The following is a 24,304-nucleotide window of genomic DNA, read 5'->3' on the forward strand; positions in this document are numbered from 1 at the left end:
GGGTACCCGTCCGAAATGGGTATATCCTTTATAGATGGACAACGAATTAATAGCCCGTTACCTGCGTGGAACCTGTACGGAAGATGAGCGGCGGTTGGTAGAACAATGGCTGCACGAGGCAGATGAGCTGCCTCCGGCACCGCCGGCTGCCAATGGCGAGAAAGACCGTCATTGGCTGCAACTGGAAGACCGGATCAGGCAGGCCCCGGCCAAGAAACGAACCATCCATAGATTGGTATTGCTTATCGGCTCCGCTGCGGCAATGTTTCTGTTAATACTGGGATTGGGACTTTTCCAATCTACCCAGTCCCCCAAGCCACTGGAATGGGTACAGGTGGACAATCCGCCGGGCAAACAACGCATACTTACCTTGCCCGACAGCTCCGTCATCCAACTGAACGGCGGCAGCAGTATCGCCTATCCCAAACGGTTTACTGACACCCTCCGGGAAATTCGTTTCCTTCGGGGAGAAGCCTATTTTACCGTTCATCGGGACACACACCGTCCATTCATCGTGCATACCGCGGAGAAGGAATATATCCAGGTGCTGGGTACGGAATTCAACGTCCGGCATGCCGATGATCATCATCCGATCCAAATCACCTTGATTCATGGCCGTATTGCTTACCGCACAGCGACGCAATACCATCACCTGGTTCCCGGTGAGCAACTGACCAGCGACCAAGAAGATTTCAGCAAACAGCAATTGGCTGATACCGCCCCGGTCCTTGCTTGGACATCCGGGATGCTGTGGTTTGAAGAGACACCCGTCCAAGAGGTATTCAGCAGGCTGGAACAGCATTATGATGTCACATTCTCCGGCAGCGAAAACGTGGAACAGCAGCTGATTACCGGCAAATTCACGAGGGAACCGCTGGATCGCATTCTATGGGTCATCAGCGAAAGCACCGATATTGCGTTCTCCCGGAAAGGCAAGCAAATTACTATCTATAAGAAATGATCATTAATTCAACATATCGTTTATCAATCACCAATATGGAATCAACAGCTACCCTCCATTTCCCGCCTTAACGGGAAACAAGTAATCAAGAAATAAAAAACGGACGCGCTCGCAACACGTCCGCTTAACTAACTTTCAAGAATACAAATACATTCACTTATTCACTGCATTTTATTTCTCAAAAGCTTACAAAAGTATGAATTTTAATTCAAGTGCCCGCTGGCTAAGCATGCTGGCGGCGATTTTCCTGATGGCAACGGTCATCCAGCCTGTGAAAGGCCAATCCATACGTATCCAACCCGCAACCCAGGCCGTCAAAGCTATCCTCCAGCAGATCGAGCAGCAAAACAACGTCACTTTCGTATACAGCAGCCGCTTCGCGGCAGTAGACCGGACCATCACGCTGGCTGATCCATCCAGCAGCCTGCAACATATCCTGGAGCAGATAAGTGCCCAGACCAACCTGACTTTTGCCCAGTCGGGGCAGCAAATCATTGTCAGGGAAAAAAATACGGGTATTGTAAAAGGAACAGTGACCACCAGCGACGGGCAACCCGCAGGGTTTGTAACGGTAGGCATCCGTGGCCAACGCAGCACACAGGCCGATGATCAAGGGCGTTTCACGCTGGAAAACATCGAAGTTGGCACGTATACGGTTACAGCCAGCTATGTAGGACTACAGACCCAGCAGCAATCCGTAACGGTAGTGGCCGGAAGTACAGCCAATGTGACATTTACCCTAAGTGAGGATGCACAGACCCTGCAGGAGGTCGTGGTAAACGGCGAACGTGTAAATAAATTTGCCGACAAGGAAACAGACTATGCCGCGCGAATGCCGCTGAGTAATTTGGAAAATCCGCAGGTATACAGTACGGTGACCAAAGAGCTGATGGCCGAACAGATCAACACCAACATCAATCAGGCATTGAACAACATACCGGGATCGGTGGCCGGCAATGACCCCGCTGGCGGGGTGGGTATATCCGCCCGAGGCTTTGGAGTGGGCATCAATGCAAGAAATGGAATGGCCTCCCCTACGGGAAGATCGACATTAGATCCGGTCAATATTGAGCGGATAGAAGTGTTAAAAGGCCCTTCAGGAACATTGTTCGGCAGCAATGTCGCGTCGTACGGCGGTGTGGTCAATCTGGTAACTAAAAAACCTTATGACCGGTTCGGAGGAGAAATATCCTACTCCACCGGTAGCTGGGAACTGAACAGGGTAACCATTGACGTGAACACTCCACTGAATGCGGAGAAGACCGCTCTATTCAGGATAAATGCCGCCTACAACCGGGAAGGCAGCTTCATGGATGCGGGGCATCACAATACCATCGCCATTGCACCCAGCCTCTACTATGAGTTAAATAAAAAGCTATCCTTTCTGGTCGACATCGAATATTACAAGGAAGACAAAACCCGTAACCCTTACCCCAACATCAACACCCTAATCAACCAGTATGGGTTGACAAACGTCAAAGATGTCCCCATCGGCTACACCACCTCCCTGTACGGTGAGGATTTCAGCGGACTGGCCAACACATTCAGGGCTTTTGTGGTAGCCACCTACAAGATGTCTGACAACTGGACATCGAGCACCAGTTTTTCCAACAGCAATACCCGGGCCACCAACAGCTACCAGGCCTATCCCAACTGGCTCGATGAAACCACGATTGCCCGGGGATTGACGTTGTTTGGCCCGATTGCCGACGAGTATATCAACATTCAGCAAAACTTCAACGGCCAGTTTGCCATCGGCAAAGTGGCCAACCGCATTGTGCTGGGGCTTGATTACCTGCACCATGACAACAAATTCAACTATGCGGGCGGCCTCCTAGACTCCATCGATTTGACGCAGGGGTTTTCACCGGTAAGCCGTTCGCAAGCCGACTGGGCCATTCTCCGGGAAAACGGACTTTGGTCTTCGACATCAGGAGAGGACAGGTACAGCGCTTATGTTTCCAATGTAACCAATTTCACGAAGCAGCTGTTGCTAATGTTGAGTTTACGGCTGGATCGTTACCAGCAGAAGGAGGGTTATGGACAGACGGCGCTTGCTCCAAAGTTAGGCCTGGTCTATCAAGTTGTACCAGATCAGGTTTCGCTGTTTGGCAACTACATGAGCAACTTCAACAATTATGGTCCTTTCAACCAGCCGGATGGCACCCAACTGATCGCTGAACCTGAGTATGCAAAACAATGGGAAGCAGGGATAAAAATGAATACCTTCGACAAGAAGCTGAATGCGTCCATCAGCTATTACAACATTGACATTGAAAATGCCATCCGTGTTGACGAGAATAGCTTCATCCACCAGGACGGGGACCAGCACAGCAAAGGGATCGATATCGAACTCATCGTCAATCCGCTTCCCGGATTAAATCTGTTGGCGGGTTATACATTCAATGACAACCAATACGTCGAATCCGCATCCAATGTAAGCATGCAAGTGACCGGAAACCCTCAAAATATCGCCAATTTCTGGGTAAGTTATAAGTTTTTGTCTTCGCCCGCATTAAAGAATGTCGGAATTGCGTTTGGAGGCAATTACGTCGACAAATCGTATTTCAATGGTGAGAACACCGTGATCATCCCCTCGTATTTCCTGCTGAATGCCAGTGTCTTTTACGACCAGCCGAAATGGCGGGTAGGATTGAAAGCCAACAACCTGACAGACCAGAAATATTGGTCGGGAGCTGTACCGCAGCCATTGCGAAGTGTGGTGGGCAATGTGACGTTCCGTTTTTAACGAATTCAGCTGGTTTCCGGGGCGTGGCGTTTGCTGCCTGCCCCGGTTCCTAACTATACAGGGATCGCATGTCATTCAAAAAGCTCATCGGAAAAATCCACTTGTGGCTGGGGCTCACCTCGGGTATCGTTGTCTTCATCGTTGGCATCACCGGATGCCTCTATGTATTCCACGCAGAAATCAACAAGCTGATGGATAAGGACAGCGAAGTCCGTGTGTCCCATGATAAGAGCACTACATACCTTTCCCCCTCGGAAATCATCGCACTGGCCAAACGGTATGCTCCGGTGGATAAGGAACCGGGTGCGCTCACCTATGAGGTTGGGTGGGGATGCTGGGTACTCATTTGGATGGAAAATGAAAACTACCAGCTTTTTATTGACCCTTTCACGGGAAAGCTGCTTAAAAAGACGCATTGGAAACAGGATGCCCCGGCGGAATTTGATTTTTTCGCCTGGGTGCTGAATGGGCACCGGGCGCTGTGGCTGCCGTGGGACTACGGACGCCCGATCGTCGGCTACGGCATCCTGATTTTCGTGATCGAACTCGTAACGGGTTTGGTGCTCTGGTGGCCGAAAAACCTGAAAAAAGCCAATCGTGAAAAGAGCTTCCGCATTAAATGGGGCGCCAAATTCAAACGCATCAACTATGATCTGCACAATGTGATCGGCTTTTATTCCCTGCTTATCCTATTAGCCCTCGCCCTGACTGGATTGGTATACGGCTTCCCGTGGGTATCAAAGTCGATTTACTGGGTGGCATCCGTAGGCAAACAACTCCCGGAATGGAAAAACGTCTCCTCGGATACCACTTTTGTAGGTGAAACCTTTCAACATCCGGAGGATAGGATATGGGAGAGATTCTGGAAAAATAATCCCGAAAAAGGCGCCATTTACATCGGACTGCCCGAAAAGCCGGCAGACACTTACTTTGTGAATGTCAATAAAAAACCGGGAACACTCTACCGGCAGGAAATCTACTATTTCGACCGGTACACACTGAAGGAACTGCACGGTGGCGGAACCTACAGCCAGAACAGGTATGTTTCGGCCAGTTTAGCTGACAAAGGTGACCGGATGAATTATGATATCCATACGGGTCAATTAATGGGACTGCCCACCAAAATCCTTGCTTTTTTTGCCAGCCTGGTTGCCGCAAGCCTGCCTGTAACCGGCTTTATCATCTGGTACAACCGCAAACGAGGGAAAAAGAAAAGGCATATAAAAAGGGTAACAGCCGACGGCAATACTCCCCAAACAAAAACCAAGTCGTACATAAATGGAAACTTTGGCAACTGAATTACTGGAAACTGTCCAAAAGCGAAAAGGAACACGGATAACAGTGCCCGAAGAAACCATTATCCATTTTCTGCTTGAGCAACGAATCCCTATGGCTGGAGAAGACATTTTCATGTGGCTTCGCAACCACGGTAGTACCATCAGCTACGCCACCGTGTACACCACACTTAAGCGACTTACCATCTTGGGTATACTCAACAACCAAAAACAGGCTAATCGACGGCATGTGCTGTATGGAATCAGCCATCTTTTAACGTGACACGCTTCTAATCAAAACCGATATGACAAATTTATTTGTATCAATTCTAAATAAGGCTATATTTGCCCATAGAATTTTTGACAGCCCGTGGCGGATAAACAGCAACATATCGCTCTGCATATCGACGGAAACACTTTCCGGCAGCTCTATGAATCCTACTGGGCTAAGGTATTCGGTGTGTGCTTCCGCGTATTGCAGGACACCGAACTGGCCAAGGAACTTGCACAGGATATTTTCGAATCCTTATGGCGGCGCAGGGAAACGTTGGTTATCACAGGCAGCCCAGAGGCCTACCTGATCCGGGCGGCGAAGCTTGAAGTGTTCCAATACATCCGCAATCAGAATATCCGTGAAGTACATTTGGATAGCTACCGGAATCAGGTACCACAGTCCATCAACAGTACGCAAGAGGATGTCCATTATGCCGAACTTACTGCCCGCATGGATGAATTGTTGGAAAGCTTGCCACCAAAACGACAGCAGATCTACCGGCTCAATTTTGAGGGTGCTAATCATCGCGAAATCGCTTCTGCCATGAACGTAAGCGAAAAAACCGTCGAATATCACATCGGTAAAACCCGCTCTTTCCTGCGCAGGCATCTAAAAGATTACAAATCATAATTTTTTTCCCTGTAAATAAACTCCTTAACAGTTATTTATTACCATACATTAGGGGAAATGCTGCGCTATGCAGCTATGTTATCGAATCAAATAATCACATTAATAACTAAAAAATGAAATACCTGAAAATACTCTTTCTCTTCATTGCGCTTATATCAGCGACTTTCCATGCATCCGCTCATGCCCTTTGGATTGAAACAACCCCTATCGGCAAAGCTGGGCAGGTGCATACGGTCAAACTGTTCTTCGGCGAATATGCCGAAGGGGAACGGGAACCACTAACCAATTGGCATTCCGACCTGAAAGATCTGGAATTGTGGCTGACCAAGCCCGACGGAAGCAAAGAAAAACTAACCGTGAATCCGGACAGCAACTTCCTGCACACATCGTTTGTTCCCTCGGCAAATGGGGTGTACATCCTCTCCACCGCACATAAACTCGGCGACCTGAATGGCGACACCCAACTGGAGTTTTTGGCTCAAACAACCGTGAGTGTGGGCAAAATAGGTGACAACCCGGAAACCATGCTCAGCAGCCAAGAACTAACGGTATTCCCACAATCTCCCGCCAAATGGAAGGTAAACAAACCGACCAAGCTGAAAGCCCTGCATAAAGGAGGAACGCTGACCGAGGGGTTTGCCACGATCCTATCCCCTACGGGTTGGACAAAGGGCATCCCGCTGGGTGCAGACGGAACCGTTGATTTTATCCCACTATGGCCGGGCACCTACGTCATTGAAATCAGCCATTACGAAAAAACACCGGGCAAGCACAAAGCTAATAGTTACGAAGCACTATGGCAGGGTGCCACTTATAGCATTGAAGTAGCTAAATAGCTAATGATGTCTTTTTTCCGAGTTGCATTCCTGTGCCTGTATGGGCTGGTGTTGGGCCAGCCCATACAGGCACAAAACAAAACTAATTTCCGAACCATAAAGGGTGTGGTAAACGATTCGTTGAGCGGTGCACCCATCGGCTATGTTTCCCTACAGCTGACCGCACGCACCGGGAAAACGATCGAAACTGCGTTTTCCGACGAAAACGGCACATTTCAGTTGAAAACCACTGTTCCCGGCAGTTATCAGTTGCAAGTTTCCTTTGTGGGATATCATCCGAAGACCGTTGTGTTTACCGTAGCGGAAACGGAGCCTTCCATCCCGCTTGCACCCGTCCTTCTCGCTCCCGATGTAAACCTGCTGGATGAAGTGAATGTATCAGCGAAGAAAAGGCTCGTCGAGCAGCGGCCCGGCATGTTGGTGTACCACGCCGAAAACGATCCCACCAACGTGGGCGGCTCGGCCGCCGATGTACTGCGGAAAGCTCCGGCTCTTCAGGTGGATGCCGAGGGCAACGTGACCATGCGGGGCAGCGGCAGCATCCGCATCCTCATCAACGGCAAATATTCCGGACAGGTGGCGCGCAGCCCGGCCGATGCCCTCAACATGATTCCTTCGGACATCGTCCGCTCGGTGGAAGTCATCACCAGTCCCAACGCAAAATACGACGCTGAAGGTGCCGCCGGTGTCATCAACATTATCACCAAGAAAAACAATATGCCCTTTGGGGGAGCCTTAACCCTAAGCGGCGGTAACCGCGAGCAGATCCTGAATCCGCGGGCAGGCATCTCTTTGGAAAAATGGCATGTAAATGCCTACGCGCACCTGCATCGCTTGCAGGATAAATGGACGCGAAGCCTGCAAAGGTCGCCGATTTCCGATCAGGGAGCGGTGTATGGTCTTACGCAATCCACAGCAGCAGACAACATAAGGCCGCACGGATCGTACGACATGAGCGTAGACTACCAACCCGACACGACAACATTGCTCAATCTTTCCGCGGGCAGTTGGTTCGGCAATTGGCCTGTCAACACCACGCAAACCAATGTCAGCCTGCTGCCCGGCTCAGCGCAACGGTACGCGCAGGAAGTCCTCACCCGGGGAGCGCCCAATATCGGTTTTGAACTGAACAGTAGTTATACCAAGCGCTTACGGAAGCCCCGTCAGGAGCTTTTTGCCATCGCCCAGTACAGCAATAACCTAAAAGACGATTATGACTACGATACTTGGCACCGCAATGATGCAGGCACCCCCATCTACCGGGAACGCAACGACAATCACCTGCAGACTGCGGAATGGACATTGCAATCCGATTACACGCACCCCCTGGGCCGGGGCGGACGTAATGTGCTTGAAGCAGGCGTGAAAGCCATTTTCCGGGACGTGCTGAGCGACTACACCACGCTGGCGAGCGAAACGGGTTCATCCCCGCTGGAAGTGCAGCCCAGCCGGACGGACCGGTTTGACTACAGCCAGCATGTGCTGGCAGGATACCTGCAGACAAAACTTCAATTGCCAGCAGATTGGTTGGTCATCGGCGGTATACGACTGGAGAAGACCTACGTAGAAGGATTGCTGCGTTCGGTTGGCGAACCTTTTACCAATGACTTTACCAATTGGGTGCCCAGCGCTACATTTGAAAAGAAGTGGAACAGCAACGGGACACTGGCCGTCAGCTATACGCAGCGGATTACCCGCCCGTCTATCATCGACCTGAACCCCAATATCGATGCCCGGGATGCCAATAACCTGGTGGTGGGTAATCCCGATTTACGGCCACAGGCTACCCACCAAACCGAACTTTCGTACGGGGCAAGTACTGCTTCCGGCGTTTTCCTGTTCGGTTCCCTGTACTGGCGGCAGAGCGACAACGCCATCGAAGACATCATCCGCATAGATCCTGCTTCCGGCATTTCGACAATTACCAAGCAGAATCTCGGTTCCAGTCGGCAGTTGGGTGTCAATGCATCGGCCAACTGGCCGATATCCAGCCAATGGCAGTTGAGCAGCAACGCCCGCGCAGGGCATGCACGCTTCGACAGCCGTGCGCTTGAAATTGCCAATGGGGGATGGAATGCCGGAATCAACGCCAACCTGACGTATTCACCCGGCAAGCAGTATACCGTGCAGGGGTTTGTCGACTACGATTCGCGGGCGGTGACCCTGCAGGGCTATGAAACGCATTGGCTTTATTACAGCTTTTCGGTGAGCAAGGACCTACCCAAGCAAAACCTCAACATCTCCTTCGTTGCAGCCAATCCATTTGCCGCCTATACGTCGCGGACCGATGTGTGGGATGCTTCGGGGTATCGCTCGCAGTTGGACAACCGGTATTACAACCGCAGTTTCCGGCTGACAGTCGGCTGGAAATTCGGGCAATCGGGAAGACAGGTGCAGCACCGAGGTGTGAACAATGATGATGTCAACACAGGGAAGGAGCAGTGAGTTGAGAGTCCGTCAATTATTCGGATTCCAACTTTCTGTTAGCAACCCCTCAACCTCTTGAAAATGCTTATCCAGGGTAACTAAAACTAAATTATACTGCAAGGCTATGGCTGCAATCCAAATATCATTTTCAGGGATTGGTTTTCCTTTTCTTAACAGGCCGGCCTTGGCTTGGGCGTAAACATCGGCCGTTGATGCATCGGCGGATACAATATTACATCGTTTCACGAAATTATTTATCTGAGAAAGATGCTTCAGTGTATTTGATGATCGGTATGCCCCTAATAGCAATTCTGCAAGTACCACGTATGGAATATCGACTATTTGTCTGTCACCCAAATGGGATGATATTTTGGTGTTGCCCTTAAAAAGTTCGATGACAATACTGGTGTCTAAGAGGATGCTATTTCCAGTCATCAGGGTTTATGGTTTCACATGATTCGGCAATGGCGTTCTCAATTTCCGCTGCTTCTTCCTCACTCCATATACCCACAAATTCTTGAAACGGCGATTCCAAACGAGCTTCTTTTTTTTGCTTTTTCAAGGTACGGCTAACAAAATCTTCAATAGCAGCTAGCTTTTCTTCGTTTTTTATCTTTAGGACTTGCTCGATGACGTGCAGTTTCCTCGCTTCGGTTACCATAATGCCTCCTTTGCTTAGCTAGTCACAAATATAGCTATCAAATACTGGATTCACAAACCAAAAGCTATTTCTTTTGCTCCTCGATCGGAACAACAGTGCAATCCCACTAAAAACTATTCACACTACAAATGAGCAACTTATAAATTTTTCCATCGATCATTTAGGGAAACTAGCTCTTCATGCAGCTATGTAGCTGAACGATGGAAATCACACAGGAACTCATACAGCGGTACCACCGCAACGAATGTACCGCCGCTGAGCGGGAAGCCGTGGAAGCCTGGTTGCTGGAAAGCGATGCGGAAACCGCTTTTCCGGACGGAGTAGACATGGAGAGTCTGCGCGAAACGTCGTGGGAAGAGCTTCACCAACGTGTAGCTTTCAAGGCTCAAACAAAAGAGACAAAGCCTTTCTTCCAACGATGGGTCTTGCGCGGGGTGGCTGCAGGCATCGTGCTTGCACTTGGCTTGGCTTACTTCCTGAGACCGTCGGCACCGGCGGAGGTACAATATCGGGTTGTCGAAGTGCCTGCCGGTAAAAAAATGGAAATCACACTACCCGATGGCAGCCGTGTACACCTCAACTCAGGCAGTTTCATCCGGTATCCGGAGCGCTTTACCGACTCCCTGCGACTGGTTTCCTTCGGTGGCGAAGCGTATTTCGACATTGCCCACGATACAACCAAGTCTTTTGTGATCAATGGGCCGCGCAGCGTCGTCCGTGTACTGGGCACGGCATTCAATTTCAGGGCCTATGAAGATGAAACCATGGCATCGGTCAATGTGGTGCGGGGAAAAGTCCAGTTGTCCGATCCCGGATCGGGGGAGTTTGTCATACTCACCGCCGGCGAGACGGGATGGCAAGACGCAGAACGACAACTTTCCAAGACCGTTCAGGATATCAGCAGCCAGCTTGCTTGGCAACGTGGCGGCCTAATCTTCGACAACCAGCCACTCAAAGAGGTATTCCGGACGATAGAACGCTGGTACGGTATCACCGTAGAAGTACAGGATAAGGCCCTGCTCGCACAACGGTATACCGGCGAGTTTAACAACCCGCCGTTCGGGGAATTGGTAAAGAGCCTCAGTTTTGCCTATGGGTTTGAGTACCGGTTTGAAAACAAAGTGCTTACTATAAACAATGAAAAACCATGACATAGCGATGAGGTAGGAAAAATGCCCGGCGGTCCGTCGCCAAACCTTCCACCGGGCGTGTGTAATTAACCGTTAGCTAATCACAATTCGCCAAAAATATGCATATCAGCAGACATGCAACGCATGTTACGTCAGAAAAACACCTTCTAAAATATTCTTATTTCCTATTCATCGTCTTGCTGGCTATCAATCCGGTCCATGCACAGCCGTCATTGCTGGACCAGCGGGTCTCGCTCCGGGAACACAGCATCCGTTTGGGAGATGCCCTGCGTTATCTTGCTCAAAACGCAGGTGCTACCCTTTCCTATAATAATTCGCTGCTGGATACCGAGCAATTCATCCGTATAAACATCCAAAACCAATCGCTCAGGAATGCCCTCACGCAGTTGCTGGGCGACAAGCTTGCCGATATCACTGTGCGCGGCAATGTCATTACGTTGAAACTCGTGCCCGGCCGGGGTCGTATTACCGGTACCGTACGGTTGCAGGGTGGCGAACCCCTCGCCTATGCAACGGTTTCGGTGGTGGGCATAAATAAAACGGAAACGGACAGCGTAGGACAATACCAACTGGAGGACATGGTGCCCGGCAGTTACCAGCTACGGGTGTCCTACGTCGGACAACTGTTGAGCAGCCGTGAGGCAGAAGTTACCGCAAACCGTACAACTATCGTTGATTTTACGGTCAGCCGGGACAGCCGCAATTTGGAGGAGGTCAACGTGCGCGGAAGAAGCGTTGTGCAGGAAATCCGCGAGAGCGGATACAACGTCAACGTGGTGGACATGCAGAAATATGCCAACACCACCGCCGATGTGAATCAAGTGCTGCGCCAGACCACAGGCATCACCATCCGGGAATCGGGCGGGATGGGGTCGGATTTCACATTCAAAATCAACGGACTGGATGCCAAGATATTCATTGACGGCATTCCAATGGAAAATTTCGGTAGTTCGATGGGCCTCAACAACATCCCCGTGGACATGGTGGAACGCGTAGAGGTATACAAAGGTGTGGTACCCGCTTATCTTGGTTCGGATGCCATGGGCGGTGCGGTAGACGTCATTACCAAAAGGCAGTCGCGGCAGGCGATAGATGCCAGCTACAGCTTTGGTTCGTTCAACACCCATCGTACAGCCCTGACGGCCAATTTGCGTGACCAAAAAACCGGTTTAATGTTGCGGGCCAATGGATATTACAATTACTCGGACAATAATTATACGATGTATAGCGATCCGGAATACAAGGTCTTATTGGAGGTGGCGAAGGATGGTAAGTTCGTGCCCGTAGATAAAGCACGACGTTTTTACGACACCTACTGGTCGGCCATGGGTGAATTGGAAGTCGGGATGGAAAAAGTCAAATGGGCCGATTGGTTCACCGTGGGACTTATCTATTCAAAAAACAAGAAACAGAATCAATTGGGCGCCGCAGTAAACGCTATCCGAGCAGGCAACTGGACGGAGAACGACTTCCTGATGCCGTCAGCGCGTTATGTCAAAGACGACCTATTTACGAAGGGGCTCTATGCCAACCTCTTCGCGAGCTATTCCAACAATGCGAATGATATCCGCGATACCGCCTTATACCGCTATGATTGGAGTGGGCAATGGGTCAATCCGCTTCCTCCTATTTCCCGCGCGCCAAGTTATTTCAAATACCGGTACAACAACTATGTCTTCCGGGCTAATTTCAATTACGACTTCAATGAGGAGCGTACGCAGAGCATCAATTTCAACTATAACTTTGACTGGAACCGCCAAAAGGTATACGATGAACTTGCACCGCCCGAAAAGCAGGACGTCAGCGGTTTGCCCAGTAGCCTTGGCAGGCATATCTTGGGCCTCTCCTGGCAGGGGCAATGGTTCAGCAAGAAATTAATCAGCAACCTTTTTGGAAAATACTACGGTTTATCAACGGATTGGACGGTAGACGAACGACGTTGGAATAACCAAGAGAAAGAAGTGGTGGGCAGTGTTATGGATTACTCCAGATTTTTCGGCTATTACAGTGCAGGAGTGGCCCTCCGCTACCGCCTGTCCGATGACATCGGACTGAAAGCTTCTGCTGAACGCGGTTACAATCTGCCAGAAATGATCGGATTATACGGTGATGGACAGAACCACATTCCCAATTACGGACTGAAACCTGAACGCAGCGACAATGTCAATATAGGGGTTTTCTACAACCGCTTTTTAGGGAGCCATTTTCTCAACATCGATGGTTCCATGTTTTACAGGGATTCAAAGGACTATATTGGAACAAGGAATGCCGGTGGAGACTACTTCCAAAGCTTTAATATGCCGGGAGTTCGCCTCCGGGGCATCAATGTGGAAGCACACTATGGTTATAAAACCAAATTCGATCTTGCGGTAAACGGCAGCTACGAATCGGCTCGTGACAATTGGAAATATGTGGATGAAGAACACGGCATCGTAAGTATTACCTATGGCGACCAGTTGCCCAATCGGCCGTGGTTTTACGGTGGAGCAACGGCCAACATTGGCTGGGATCAGGTAAAACGGAAGGATGACCGCTTGCAATTGACCTATAACTACCAATACACCCACTGGTATTACCTTACGTGGTCTAAACTGGGACGCAAAGACACCAAATCGGTCATCCCCTCCCAATTCATCCATTCGTTGATCGTCACCTATTCGTGGCTGGAGCAGCGATACAATCTCTCCCTTGAAGCCCGGAACCTGACGGATGACCGGGTATACGACAACTTCCGGCTGCAGAAGCCTGGCCGGGCGCTCTATGTGAAATTCAGGGTGTCCATTATCTGAAGACCAACAAATTAATACATATCGAACATGAATACAAACAGATTCAAATCATTACTCTTTCTATGTGCTACAGCGCTGATCGGCATATCTGCCTCTTCCTGTAAAAAAGATCCCGGCAACGGGGCTCCGGATCCAGAGCTGTCCAAGGAATACGGTATCTGGCTATATGGTGGCAGCGAAGCAACCGGCTACGGCTTTTACATGCTGACCCTTGACGATCTGATGAAAGATACGACCATCTCGATCGTCGGCACCGGTATCGAAACCAACGAAATCCTTGATTATGGCAATTGTACCTTCCGCGACGGCTATTTTTATCAGGGCTTGAATGGAAAATTCAGCAAAGGCACATTTGAAAGCGGCCGTTATGTGGAAGTGGACAACATGGTAGCCGAAATCAATTTTCAGGGTGGTTTTGACTGGGATGGAGACGACCTGATCGTTGCCAGCAAAATAGACGATTACAAAATCCAGCTGTATACGGTAAATACCACAGACATGACCATCAAGGCGGCAAAAATCATTGACATACCGCATCTACCCGATCCGATTGTAAACCCCATAACCGGCGAGGACCAGGAAGTGGCCACCCATATCCGCCAATGCTTCCTCAACGGCGGAAAACTATTTCTCGGCATCCGGTACGAAACCAAAACCAAGCCGACCACGCAGTCGGAATCTTTTTTCCTTTATTCATTGGATTATCCAAGCTTAGAAAATCCCGAAGTGATTACCGATGAACGTGCGGGAGTCGGTGTCAACGCAGGTCCTGTCCCCCCCTACCTCTACCAACAGGTTCGTGATGAAGAAGGAAATATTTACTTTTTCTCAGGGACTCCGGTCATTGCAGACTCCCCCTCGGAGAAATATGGCAATGCCATTCTCCGCATGAAAAAGGATGAAACCCGGATCGATCCGGACTACCTGTTCGTGCTGCCGGACAACCTGGAAAATCCGCATAGCTTCAGTGCATACATCACAGATGGCTACGCTTGCATCGGCGAGGGCCGCTACATCGCGGATCTGCCCAATGCGAAGATGAAAGTGGATTTGCAATCCTATGAACAGGGTGATTGGGTACGCGGGCTGATTAATGCCGTGGAAGATGGCAAGATGTACACATTCGTAAGGAATAACGGCTGGAAAGTATATCGATATGACCCTAACACAGACGAATTCAAAAAGGGTGTTTCCATTGACCCTGGCATTTTTGCCGTATACCGGAATTATAAATTCAGGTAATTCTCACGCACGAGTTGATTGGGAACATACTGCTCCCAATCAACTTAATTAACTAAACACCACTATCCATGACATTCCGCAAGATCGTTTACCTGCTGCACCTTTGGCTCGGCCTTATATCCGGGTTGGTCGTATTTATCATCAGCTTTACGGCTTGCCTGTGGATACTTGTGGCCGAGCTTTCACCCTTGTGGATTAAAAACGATTCGCCTACGATATTGGCAAGGAATGCTCCTGTACAACCGCCATCGGTTTTGCTGAAACAAGCGGAAGAAGAACTCCCGGGCAAAGTGCCCACGGTCATTGTCTACAAAAACAGCGGCTCCGAAGCCTTCATTTCGTACTTCGCCAGCGAATACAGCCATACCTTATTTTTCAATCCATATTCGGGAAAGCTATTGGTAAATAAGGATAATAACGCCAAAAGTGGGGCCGATGTCGGTGGGTTGACCCATTATGACGTCCTTGGCTTCCTCATGCGGGGGCATCGGCATTTCTGGTTGCCATTCCCTGTCGGACGGCCGTTCGTCGGCATATGCACCCTGATATTCGTAATTCTGCTCCTATCGGGAATGGTATTGTGGTGGCCCAAAAACTGGAGAAAATCCAGCCGGGAGAAAAGTTTTTACATAAAGTGGAGGGCTACGTTCAAACGGCTGAATTATGATCTGCATAATGTGCTGGGCTTTTATGTATTTTCCGTAGCACTCATGCTCGCCATTACAGGGCTTGTATATTCATTTCCCTGGGTATCAAAAGGCCTGTACTGGGTTGCTTCCGGGGGAAAAACCAAATCCGAATGGATACCGGTGGCATCGGATACTACAAAAATGGACAATATCCCGCTTGCTGCAGCGCTGGACACCATATGGAATCGGATAAAACCGGTGGGCAAGAACTGGGAATTGTATATGAACATCCCCAGGGAAAAAGCGGACACCTACTTTATTCGGTTCAGTCCCATTAGCAGGTTATACGCACAAGACATCTATTACTACGACCGCTATACATTGAAGGAAGTACCCGGTGGAGGGATCTATAGCCAGACAAGATACGCCACGGCCAGCTTCGCAGACTTTGGTGACCGCATGAACAGTGAAATTCACACAGGTTCCATAGGCGGTTATCCCACAAAAATCCTCGCTTTCTTCGGCTCCCTCATCTGCGCCTCCCTCCCCGTCACCGGCTTCATCGTCTGGTACCAGCGCAAGTGGGGGAAGAAAAAGCGGCAACGGAATCAGCGGCAGCCCTCTGCCTCGCGCTTGGAAAACCCTTAGTATTGTTTATTATGCTAAACAATTTATGCTATTTTTGTTTACTATGGTAAACATATAATTAGTATATTTGTATATCACAATAAACAAATATGGAAAAGCTAACGGAAAAATTCCGGCAAAAAATCGCCTATACATCGCTGGATTTTATGCGGGGGAATATCCAAGCCATCAACTGGAACGCGCGCTTGATCGGCATAAAAGGGCCCAGGGGTGTGGGAAAAACTACGTTGATGCTCCAATATATCAAATCACACCTGCGCGATCGGCTTGATGAAGTACTCTACGTGAGTTTGGATGACCTGTGGTTCAGCAACAACCGGTTGGCCGATCTCGTGGACAACTTTGTAAAACGGGGTGGAAAGCATCTGTTTCTGGATGAAGTACATAAATATGCCAACTGGTCGCAGGAACTAAAAAACAGTTACGACGATTACCCAAACCTACAGATCATCTTTACCGGCTCTTCGCTGCTGGAAATACTAAATGCACGTGCGGACCTCAGCCGACGTGCTGTGGTCTACGCCATGCAAGGCTTATCGTTCCGCGAATACCTGGCCATCGAATGGGGCTACACCACCCCTGAAATCAAGCTACCAAATCTCCTTGAACACCATTCCGAAATCGCCGAAAAGATTTTACAGGACGTCAAACCCCTTAAATATTTCTCGGCGTACCTGCAGCACGGATACTATCCCTATTACCGAGAGGAAATCGATCTGTATGCGCAACGGGTAGAGGAAGTCATCAACATGATGCTGGAAATCGAGTTGCCCTTGTTGCGGAAAGTCGACTTGGCCTACGTGCCGAAAATCAAGCAATTACTCCTTATCATCGCCGAATCAGCTCCTTTTATCCCCAATGTCAGCAAAATAAGCGAAAAGATAGGCATCAACCGGGCCACGTTGCTTTCCTATTTGCACTACCTGCAAGAAGTGGGACTCAGTCGTAACCTTTTCCGCGCTGCCGGAGGCATTAGCCGGTTGCAAAAGCCGGATAAGATTTTCCTGGAAAACACGAACCTGGCCTATATTCTCGGGCAGCCCAACGTGGGCAACGTCCGCGAAACGTTCTTTGCAAACCAATTGTCTTATCATCACCAAGTGCTGTTTCCCACAAAAGGGGATTTCCTGATTGACGGCCAATATGTCTTCGAGGTGGGTGGAAAAGATAAGTCCACCGCCCAGTTAAAGGAAGTGGATGCAGGCTACATCGCCGCAGATGATATTGAATACGGGTACGGATCTAAAATCCCCCTGTGGCTATTCGGCTTTTTATATTGATGGCGAGACACCGGAGAAGCAATGGATAGCAGTTGCTCCTCGCATCTGGCACAATATTGCAAAAATACTTTTGAATCATTCTAAATAAATTTAATTTTGCGGGACAATGTCACGTCCCGAAGATCATAATATGCAACATTCAACCCCTAAGGGCATTGGTGCCGGGGAGTTCGAACAGTTGTACCGGGCCCATTGGAAGGAGGTCTTCGCGGTCTGCTACCGGTATGTCCGCGACGCGGATTTGGCGGCAGACCTTACCCAGCATGTATTTGAGCTGGCGTGGCAGAAGCGTGACATGCTTATTCCCGAAACCGGTATCGGCAAATACCTTTGCCGGGCTGCTAAGTTGGAAGCACAATCATACTGCCGCCATACGGCCAATAGAAAGCAGTTGCTGGAAACACACGCGTGCACACTTCCAGGCACTACCAACAATACGGAAGAAGCTATTTTCTTCCATGAACTGACAACCACCATTACAACACTGGTATCCGACCTACCGGTCAAAAGCCGGGAAATATACTACCTCCACGAAAACGGACTGGACAAAAGGGGCATCGCCGCCTCGATGGCGATATCCGAAAAGAATGTCGAGTATCACTTGTACAAAGCCCTAAACTATCTCCGGGAAAAAATCAAATAAGTTAAAAAAATCCATCTCCGGTTGAGGAAAATGCCCGACTTAGGACGTGATAGTATTAACGGACGCATAAAAAGCCGTTAGCGATATCGTGCATGGAAATCACGCAGGAGTTATTAGACAAGTATTACCTCGGCCAGTGCAGCCCCACGGAGAAAGAAGCCGTAGAACGATGGCTGGCCGACGAAGATGAGACAGGAGCGCCTGTGCCACCGCATCCCGATACGCAGTATCTCGAAGATCGCGGCTGGGCATCCTTCGAAGCAAGGCACCCCGAGGTTAGGCATACCGCCCAAGGGCATACGTGGTCGATACGGCGGCTCATTGCCGTTGCAGCGTGTCTATTGCTTGCCGGTACGCTTTTCTTTTACCTTTATCCCCACCTGCGTCAGGAGCCTCACATGACCAACTACCATTCCTACTCCGTCGCCCCGGGAAAGAAAGCCACGCTTACGTTGGCCGATGGCACCCGCATCTACCTCAACAGTGGGAGCACCGTGCGCTATCCCGAGCGGTTCGACGATAGCATACGCCTCATCACGTTTTCCGGCGAGGCTTTTTTTGAAGTAGCGAAAAACGCGGCCCAGCCATTTGTCATTGAGACACAGCAGAGTGTCACCCGGGTATTAGGTACGGCATTCAACCTCCGCGAATATGAAGGGGATCGCACCACTACCGTGGTGGTCGCCGAAGGGCGGGTCAGCTTTTCGGCGAAACAGGACCGCAACCAGCAGCTTATGCTCACGGCAAATGAGCTCGGTCGGCTGAAAGATGGCAACGTCCTGAAACAACAAGCGGTAGCAGCCGAATACCACACTGCTTGGAAGGAAAACAAGCTGGTATTTGATGATATGCCCTTGGAAGACATCGCCCGCACGCTCACTCGCTGGTACGGCGTGGAGGTAACCATCGTTTCGCATGCCTTAGCGCAGCAACGCTATACCGGCGAATTTGACCATCCTTCGCTTCAGAGCGTCTTAAAAAGCCTGGCGTTTGCCATCCGGTTCGAATACCAAACCGATGGCCGGCACGTGACCATTACACCTTCAACAACCCTTACTCCTTAACTACATACGAAATGACGAACGATCAATATCCTCCATGACCATTCAATAAGAAATGAAGCCCGGCACCCCATCGCCAAACGTTGTACCGGGCAAGCAGTAATCAATAACGTGAATTATTAATCATACCATCAACAAAAATATGCAAACGGTAATAAGTTACCAGAAAAATATCTCCGCTTTCTTACTAATCATCGCCATCTTCCTGAGTACCTTTTTTGTCAACACCGTGTGGGCGCAGGAAAACGTCCTCACGAAGCCCATCACGTTGCAACTTACGAACGTGACGCTGGCTGAGGCACTTTCGGCCGTGGGCAAGGAAGCCGGTGCCCCCATCTCCTATTCGAGCAGCCAGTTTGATACCCAGCGAAGGGTGTCCATTGCTGCCAGCGGCACCCCGTTGAGTGAAGTCCTTGCCGAATTGTTGGGCAAGGATTTCAACAAGCTGCTTGTAGAAGGCAACCGGATTACGATACAAGCTTCATCGGGCAAAGGCAAAGTCACCGGTACGGTACAAACCGCCGATGGCAAACCGGCCGCGTACGTGACCGTCGGAATCCAGGGGTACCGAAATACGCGCACAGACGAGCAAGGGCACTTCTCGCTGGAAGGGGTTGAAGCGGGTGCCCACCAATTAAACGCAAGCGCCGTAGGGTACAGCACGGCCACGCAGGAAATAACCGTCGCTCCTGATCAAACTGCGGATATTACCTTTACGCTCCAGCAAACGGGCCAGCTTTCGGAGGTCATCGTGACCGCGAGCCGGGTACAGGAAAGCATTGACGAGGTACCCTCTTCGGTGACGATACTTAATGCCGCCCAGATTGAACAGCAGGCTAACATCAACAACTCCATCAGTGAGATCCTGGGCTTCACGGTGCCCGGCCTCGGACCATCGACCAATAAGGCGACCAACTCGGGCCAGACACTCCGCGGCCGCAGTGTGCTGGTGCTGATTGACGGCATCCCGCAGTCTACCCCATTGATGAACGGCTCGCGCGATATCCGTTCAATCGATCCGGCCATCATCGAACGGGTGGAAATCATCAAAGGAGCTACATCCATCTATGGCAATGGATCAGGCGGCGGTATCATCAACTACATCACCAAAAAACCGGACGGCGATAAGAAGATCAGCGGCCAGACCACCTTGGGCACGAACGGCCAGCCCGGGCACCTCGCCAATACCATGGGATACCGCATTTCGCAGGTGCTGCATGGTACCATTGACCAATTTTCTTACGTCGCCGGAGGTTCCTACAATTACAACGGCGTATTCAAAGATGCCGAGGGCAATGTGCTGGCGCAGGACGATGGCCTGAGCCAAACGTATTCCTACAACATCTTTGCAAAGGCGGCGTACCAATTCAATGCATCAAGCAACCTGACACTCTCCTACAGTACCTTCCACAGCTTGCAGGAGACCGATTATATCAATCAGAGCGGTGTATACGGTGAGCGACCCTCCATCGGAATAAAGGGCGAGTATCCAGGCGATCCGGCCGGCACGCCGCAGAATCACAATGCGTTTCTGACCTACCGGAATGAGGCCCTGCCGCTGAATACATTTTTAGAACTTACGGGCTACTACCAACGGTTTCTCTCGACCAACCGCTATGTGGAGCGGGCCAACGGCTGGTATGGCCCCGGCCAGACCCAAATCAGTTCCAAAAAGAAAGGGGTACGGCTGAATCTCAGCACCCCCTGGGGCAACGGCATTGTCAAAGGTAATGTGGTCTACGGCGTCGATCTGCTGGGCGACGTGACCAGCCAACCGCTATTGGACGGCCGGATCTATATCCCCAACATGGACATGACCAACTTCGCCCCGTATGCACAATTGAAAGCAGACATTGCCGAATACCTCATCTTCAAAGGGGGCATCCGCTACGAAAATGCCACGGTGAAAATAGCCGATTTCAATACGCTTGCCACCGGCCCCAATGGAGAAGGCAGCATCCCGGTCACGGGAGCAACCCTTTCGTACAACGCGACGATATTCAACGCTGGTCTTCGCTATACCAAGTTCGATGCATTCAACCCGTTTGTAAGCTTTTCCCAAGGGTTTGGCCTCAACGAACTGGGCCGTATCGTACGGAGTGCTGAAGAAAGCACGCTGACACAACTGCAAACCGACCCGATCATCACCAATAACTATGAGGTAGGCGTGAGTAGCCGATTCAGCCTGCTCCACCTCACGGCGGCCTATTACATCAGCACCTCCAAGTTAGGAGCCAATCTTGTTGATCGCGGTGATGGCTATATGGTACCGCAGCGGGCACCCGAGCGGGTGTACGGCTATGAATTGACGGCAGATGCGTACCTGCTCCCCAACCTGACGGTGGGTGCTACCTATGCCTACGTGGAGGGAAAAGCCGAACTGGAAAACGGCACCAAGCAATACCTCACCGGATCGCGCATCGCACCTCCTAAAGCCACCGCCTATGTATATTATGCCCCGGTAGATCGATTGAATCTGCAACTGTTTTGGGTATACACAGGCGACCGCGATCGCTTCAATCCGTTGGACAATGGCACGTACCGCTCCTCGGAGGGTCCTACGAAAGCTGTCAACTTGTTTAACCTGAATGCTTCCTATCGCTTTAGCCAAGCGCTGCGGGCGAGCTTGGGCGTGGAAAACTTGTTCAATAATGCATACTTCCCCTACTATAGCCAGTATAGCGCATTGAATGAACAATATTATATGGGCAATGGTGCCAAGACGAGTTTGAGCATCAGTTATTCGTTTTAATCGAATGCGTAGGTTGAGTAAACTAAACGGCTGGCTACACCTGTGGCTCGGTTTGATTACCGGCTTGGTGGTCTTTATCGTGAGCATCACGGGTTGTATCTACGTCTTTACCGACGAGCTTAAGGCGGCCTTCTATCCAGATCGGCTATTCGTGGAGCCGGCAGATCAACCTGTGCAACCGCTATCGACCATGCTGGCCAACGCGAAGCAAGCCCTGGGTTCCGAGTACCGGATCAGCCGGTTTGACATTCATCTGGCGGCAAACCGTACCTGGATTTTCCGCGCGCTGGAAACTAACCCCGATGGCATTGGCCATTGGGGTTATTACCGTTATTACTACCGGGTATACGTCAATCCGTATACGGCAGCGGTCGTGCATGTGGAAGATGCACGCACCGAATTTTTCCAGCTGATACTGGACGCCCATATGCGCCTGCTGCTCGGGCAAAAAATCGGTCACCCCATTGTTAGCTATTCCGTACTGATTTTTGTATTCATGCTTATCAGTGGCCTTATCTTATGGTGGCCAAAAAAGTGGACAAAAAAAGCTCTTCTGCAAAGCGTCAAAATCAAGTGGCGGGCCACCTTCAAGCGGGTCAATTATGACACGCATAATGTACTGGGATTTTACACGCTGGTACCCGCATTGGTACTGGCCATTACCGGACTGGTGTTTTCCTTTCCATGGGTGGATCACTCCCTCTATTTCCTATTCAGCGGGGGGCAGCAGAAAGCGGAGCGCAGTATCCCGCAGTCGGCCACCCAATTGGCGGCCACATTGCTGCCCTTGGATCGTGCGTTATCGGATGTGCTGCAAAAACATCCTTCTGCCGATATGGTTTCCATCCGCTTCAACGACAATCCCACCACACCCTATGACTTCCAGATCCGGAAGGAAAAAAGCCGTACCTACCATTTCGAATGGTCATATTATGACCGCACGAATGCAACCTTGCTGTATACCTATGGTACCGATGATCTCAATACCGCGGAGAAAGTACGCGCCATGAACTTCGATCTGCATGTGGGCTCTTTCATGGGTATGCCCGGCAAGATCCTTGCTTTCTTAGCTTCATTGGTGTGTGCCTCCCTCCCCATCACCGGCTTCCTCATCTGGTACAACCGCAAGTGGGGGAAGAAGAAGAAAAGGCGGAACTTGGTTTAAACTTCCCGCGAAGAACTCTCCCTAATCAGCAGCTTGGGTTCCAGGACGATTTTCTCGGGTTTGTGCTTATAATAATCGCCCTTTTCGAGCAGCTTAAGGAATAGCCGGGCGACTTCCTCCCCCATTTCCACGGTGCATTGGTCTACCGTGGATATCGTTGGGCTCACCAAGCTGGTAAATGCTTCATTGGCGAAGCCCACCACACCTATATCTGTGGGTATGCGCTTGCCGCTTGCTTTCAATTCCTGCACGACACCCATCGCCGTAAAGTCCTCCAGTGTGAATATGGCATCGAAATCGATGCCACCCGCCAGCAAATCGCGGACACATTGGCGGCCAAATTCTATGGAAAAATCTCCCTTGATAATCAGGTTTTCATCGACGGGAAGCCCGTACTGCTTGAGTGCATCAAGGTATCCCCGCAAGCGCTCGTTGAAAATATTGATATTCCGGTATTGGCTGATGTGTACAATCCGGCGGTAGCCTGCCCGGATGAGGTGCTCCGTTGCGATAAATCCCCCCCGGTAATCATCGATGGTCACCGAGGGCACATCGAGGCCCTGCGGCACGCGGTCAAAAAAGGCCAACGGGATATTCCGCTCCTTGATTTCGCCGTAGCTTCCGTCATCTTCGGTTTCCAGGGAAATGGAAGCAATAATGCCATCCACACGCGAACGCAAAAAGGTCTCAATGCCCCTGGCTTCCTGCTTGATGGATTCCTGTGATTGAAAGAGCAGGATGGTATATCCATTTTCATTCATTATCCCTTCTATGCCATGGACGACGGAGCTGAAAAAGCTCACATCCAGGCGGGGTACCAGCACACCGATAATTTTGGTCTTGCCCGAGCGCAAGGATGAGGCTACCCGATTGGGCCGGTAGCCCAGCCTATCGGCGGTTTCCCGTACCGCCTGCTTCGTGGCGGCACTGATGGCTGGATGATCATTGAGCGCACGGGCTACCGTGGAAAAGGTTATGTTAAGTTCCTTTGCAATATCTAAAATGGTAACTCTCTTCAAGCTTGAAAGGATTAAATGGCTAATGAATTTCTCGTAATAAACAAAAGTAACGATAGATTTTGGAAATATGAAGGAATATCCTACCTTTATGCCAACGTTAGCATTATCCATGA

General features: G+C 50.3%; 19 protein-coding genes. 16 read left to right on the top strand and 3 right to left on the bottom strand.

The features are described 5' to 3' along the window. The first annotated feature begins 34 nt into the window (after positions 1-34). The 7 genes from BMW65_RS07325 (at position 35) to BMW65_RS07355 (ending at position 9,169) form a co-directional block, all read left to right on the top strand. Complete coding sequence (locus tag BMW65_RS07325; protein WP_090604060.1) at positions 35-961, top strand: FecR family protein; 927 nt, start codon at positions 35-37, stop codon at positions 959-961. Positions 962-1,157: 196 nt separating this feature from the next. After that, the gene (locus tag BMW65_RS07330) at positions 1,158-3,710 is read left to right on the top strand and encodes a TonB-dependent receptor (RefSeq protein ID WP_090604062.1); all 2,553 of its coding nucleotides are present in this window, start codon (positions 1,158-1,160) and stop codon (positions 3,708-3,710) included. Positions 3,711-3,778: 68 nt separating this feature from the next. Next, positions 3,779-5,008 (top strand): PepSY-associated TM helix domain-containing protein, encoded by a 1,230-nt coding sequence (locus tag BMW65_RS07335; RefSeq protein WP_090604064.1) that lies wholly within the window; start codon positions 3,779-3,781, stop codon positions 5,006-5,008. After that, on the top strand, positions 4,989-5,267 hold the full coding sequence (locus BMW65_RS07340; RefSeq protein WP_090604066.1) for a transcriptional repressor: 279 nt from the start codon (positions 4,989-4,991) through the stop codon (positions 5,265-5,267). The genes BMW65_RS07335 and BMW65_RS07340 overlap by 20 nt, the downstream gene beginning before the upstream one ends. A gap of 87 nt (positions 5,268-5,354) precedes the next feature. Next, positions 5,355-5,888 carry an RNA polymerase sigma-70 factor gene (locus tag BMW65_RS07345; RefSeq protein ID WP_090604069.1) on the top strand — a complete coding sequence of 178 codons (534 nt, stop codon included), beginning with the start codon at positions 5,355-5,357 and terminating at the stop codon, positions 5,886-5,888. Between the two features lie 113 nt (positions 5,889-6,001). Then, the gene (locus tag BMW65_RS07350) at positions 6,002-6,724 is read left to right on the top strand and encodes a hypothetical protein (RefSeq protein ID WP_090604070.1); all 723 of its coding nucleotides are present in this window, start codon (positions 6,002-6,004) and stop codon (positions 6,722-6,724) included. Positions 6,725-6,727: 3 nt separating this feature from the next. Continuing rightward, positions 6,728-9,169 carry a TonB-dependent receptor gene (locus BMW65_RS07355; RefSeq protein WP_090604072.1) on the top strand — a complete coding sequence of 814 codons (2,442 nt, stop codon included), beginning with the start codon at positions 6,728-6,730 and terminating at the stop codon, positions 9,167-9,169. Positions 9,170-9,181: 12 nt separating this feature from the next. On the opposite strand, the gene BMW65_RS07360 is transcribed toward BMW65_RS07355, so the two are convergent. Both BMW65_RS07360 and BMW65_RS07365 read right to left on the bottom strand, forming a co-directional pair. Then, entirely contained in the window at positions 9,182-9,586 is a 405-nt protein-coding gene (locus BMW65_RS07360) for a type II toxin-antitoxin system VapC family toxin (protein WP_090604074.1), read from the bottom strand. Beyond that, a complete protein-coding gene (locus tag BMW65_RS07365) occupies positions 9,573-9,812 on the bottom strand; it encodes a hypothetical protein (RefSeq protein WP_090604076.1) in 240 nt (79 codons plus the stop codon). The genes BMW65_RS07360 and BMW65_RS07365 overlap by 14 nt, the downstream gene beginning before the upstream one ends. Before the next feature lie 200 nt (positions 9,813-10,012). Here BMW65_RS07365 and BMW65_RS07370 point away from each other — a divergent pair, with 200 nt between their 5' ends. From BMW65_RS07370 to BMW65_RS07410, 9 genes are all read left to right on the top strand, one after another. After that, complete coding sequence (locus BMW65_RS07370; RefSeq protein ID WP_090604078.1) at positions 10,013-10,963, top strand: FecR family protein; 951 nt, start codon at positions 10,013-10,015, stop codon at positions 10,961-10,963. A 98-nt stretch (positions 10,964-11,061) separates the two neighbouring features. Further along, the gene (locus BMW65_RS07375; protein WP_090604080.1) at positions 11,062-13,752 is read left to right on the top strand and encodes a TonB-dependent receptor; all 2,691 of its coding nucleotides are present in this window, start codon (positions 11,062-11,064) and stop codon (positions 13,750-13,752) included. A gap of 27 nt (positions 13,753-13,779) precedes the next feature. After that, complete coding sequence (locus BMW65_RS07380) at positions 13,780-14,994, top strand: hypothetical protein (RefSeq protein ID WP_090604081.1); 1,215 nt, start codon at positions 13,780-13,782, stop codon at positions 14,992-14,994. A gap of 68 nt (positions 14,995-15,062) precedes the next feature. Then, positions 15,063-16,271 carry a PepSY-associated TM helix domain-containing protein gene (locus BMW65_RS07385; protein WP_090604083.1) on the top strand — a complete coding sequence of 403 codons (1,209 nt, stop codon included), beginning with the start codon at positions 15,063-15,065 and terminating at the stop codon, positions 16,269-16,271. An 89-nt stretch (positions 16,272-16,360) separates the two neighbouring features. Further along, entirely contained in the window at positions 16,361-17,551 is a 1,191-nt protein-coding gene (locus BMW65_RS07390; RefSeq protein ID WP_090604085.1) for an ATP-binding protein, read from the top strand. Between the two features lie 130 nt (positions 17,552-17,681). Further along, a complete protein-coding gene (locus BMW65_RS07395; RefSeq protein WP_177181038.1) occupies positions 17,682-18,194 on the top strand; it encodes an RNA polymerase sigma factor in 513 nt (170 codons plus the stop codon). 92 nt (positions 18,195-18,286) lie between these two features. After that, a complete protein-coding gene (locus BMW65_RS07400; protein ID WP_090604089.1) occupies positions 18,287-19,258 on the top strand; it encodes a FecR family protein in 972 nt (323 codons plus the stop codon). Positions 19,259-19,397: 139 nt separating this feature from the next. Further along, complete coding sequence (locus BMW65_RS07405; protein ID WP_090604091.1) at positions 19,398-22,007, top strand: TonB-dependent receptor; 2,610 nt, start codon at positions 19,398-19,400, stop codon at positions 22,005-22,007. Between the two features lie 13 nt (positions 22,008-22,020). Next, the gene (locus BMW65_RS07410) at positions 22,021-23,172 is read left to right on the top strand and encodes a PepSY-associated TM helix domain-containing protein (RefSeq protein ID WP_177181039.1); all 1,152 of its coding nucleotides are present in this window, start codon (positions 22,021-22,023) and stop codon (positions 23,170-23,172) included. Here BMW65_RS07410 and BMW65_RS07415 read toward each other — a convergent pair. Next, entirely contained in the window at positions 23,169-24,191 is a 1,023-nt protein-coding gene (locus tag BMW65_RS07415) for a LacI family DNA-binding transcriptional regulator (protein ID WP_090604322.1), read from the bottom strand. The genes BMW65_RS07410 and BMW65_RS07415 overlap by 4 nt on opposite strands. Positions 24,192-24,304 lie beyond the last annotated feature (113 nt).

This window comes from Parapedobacter koreensis (assembly GCF_900109365.1).
Lineage (GTDB): Bacteria > Bacteroidota > Bacteroidia > Sphingobacteriales > Sphingobacteriaceae > Parapedobacter > Parapedobacter koreensis.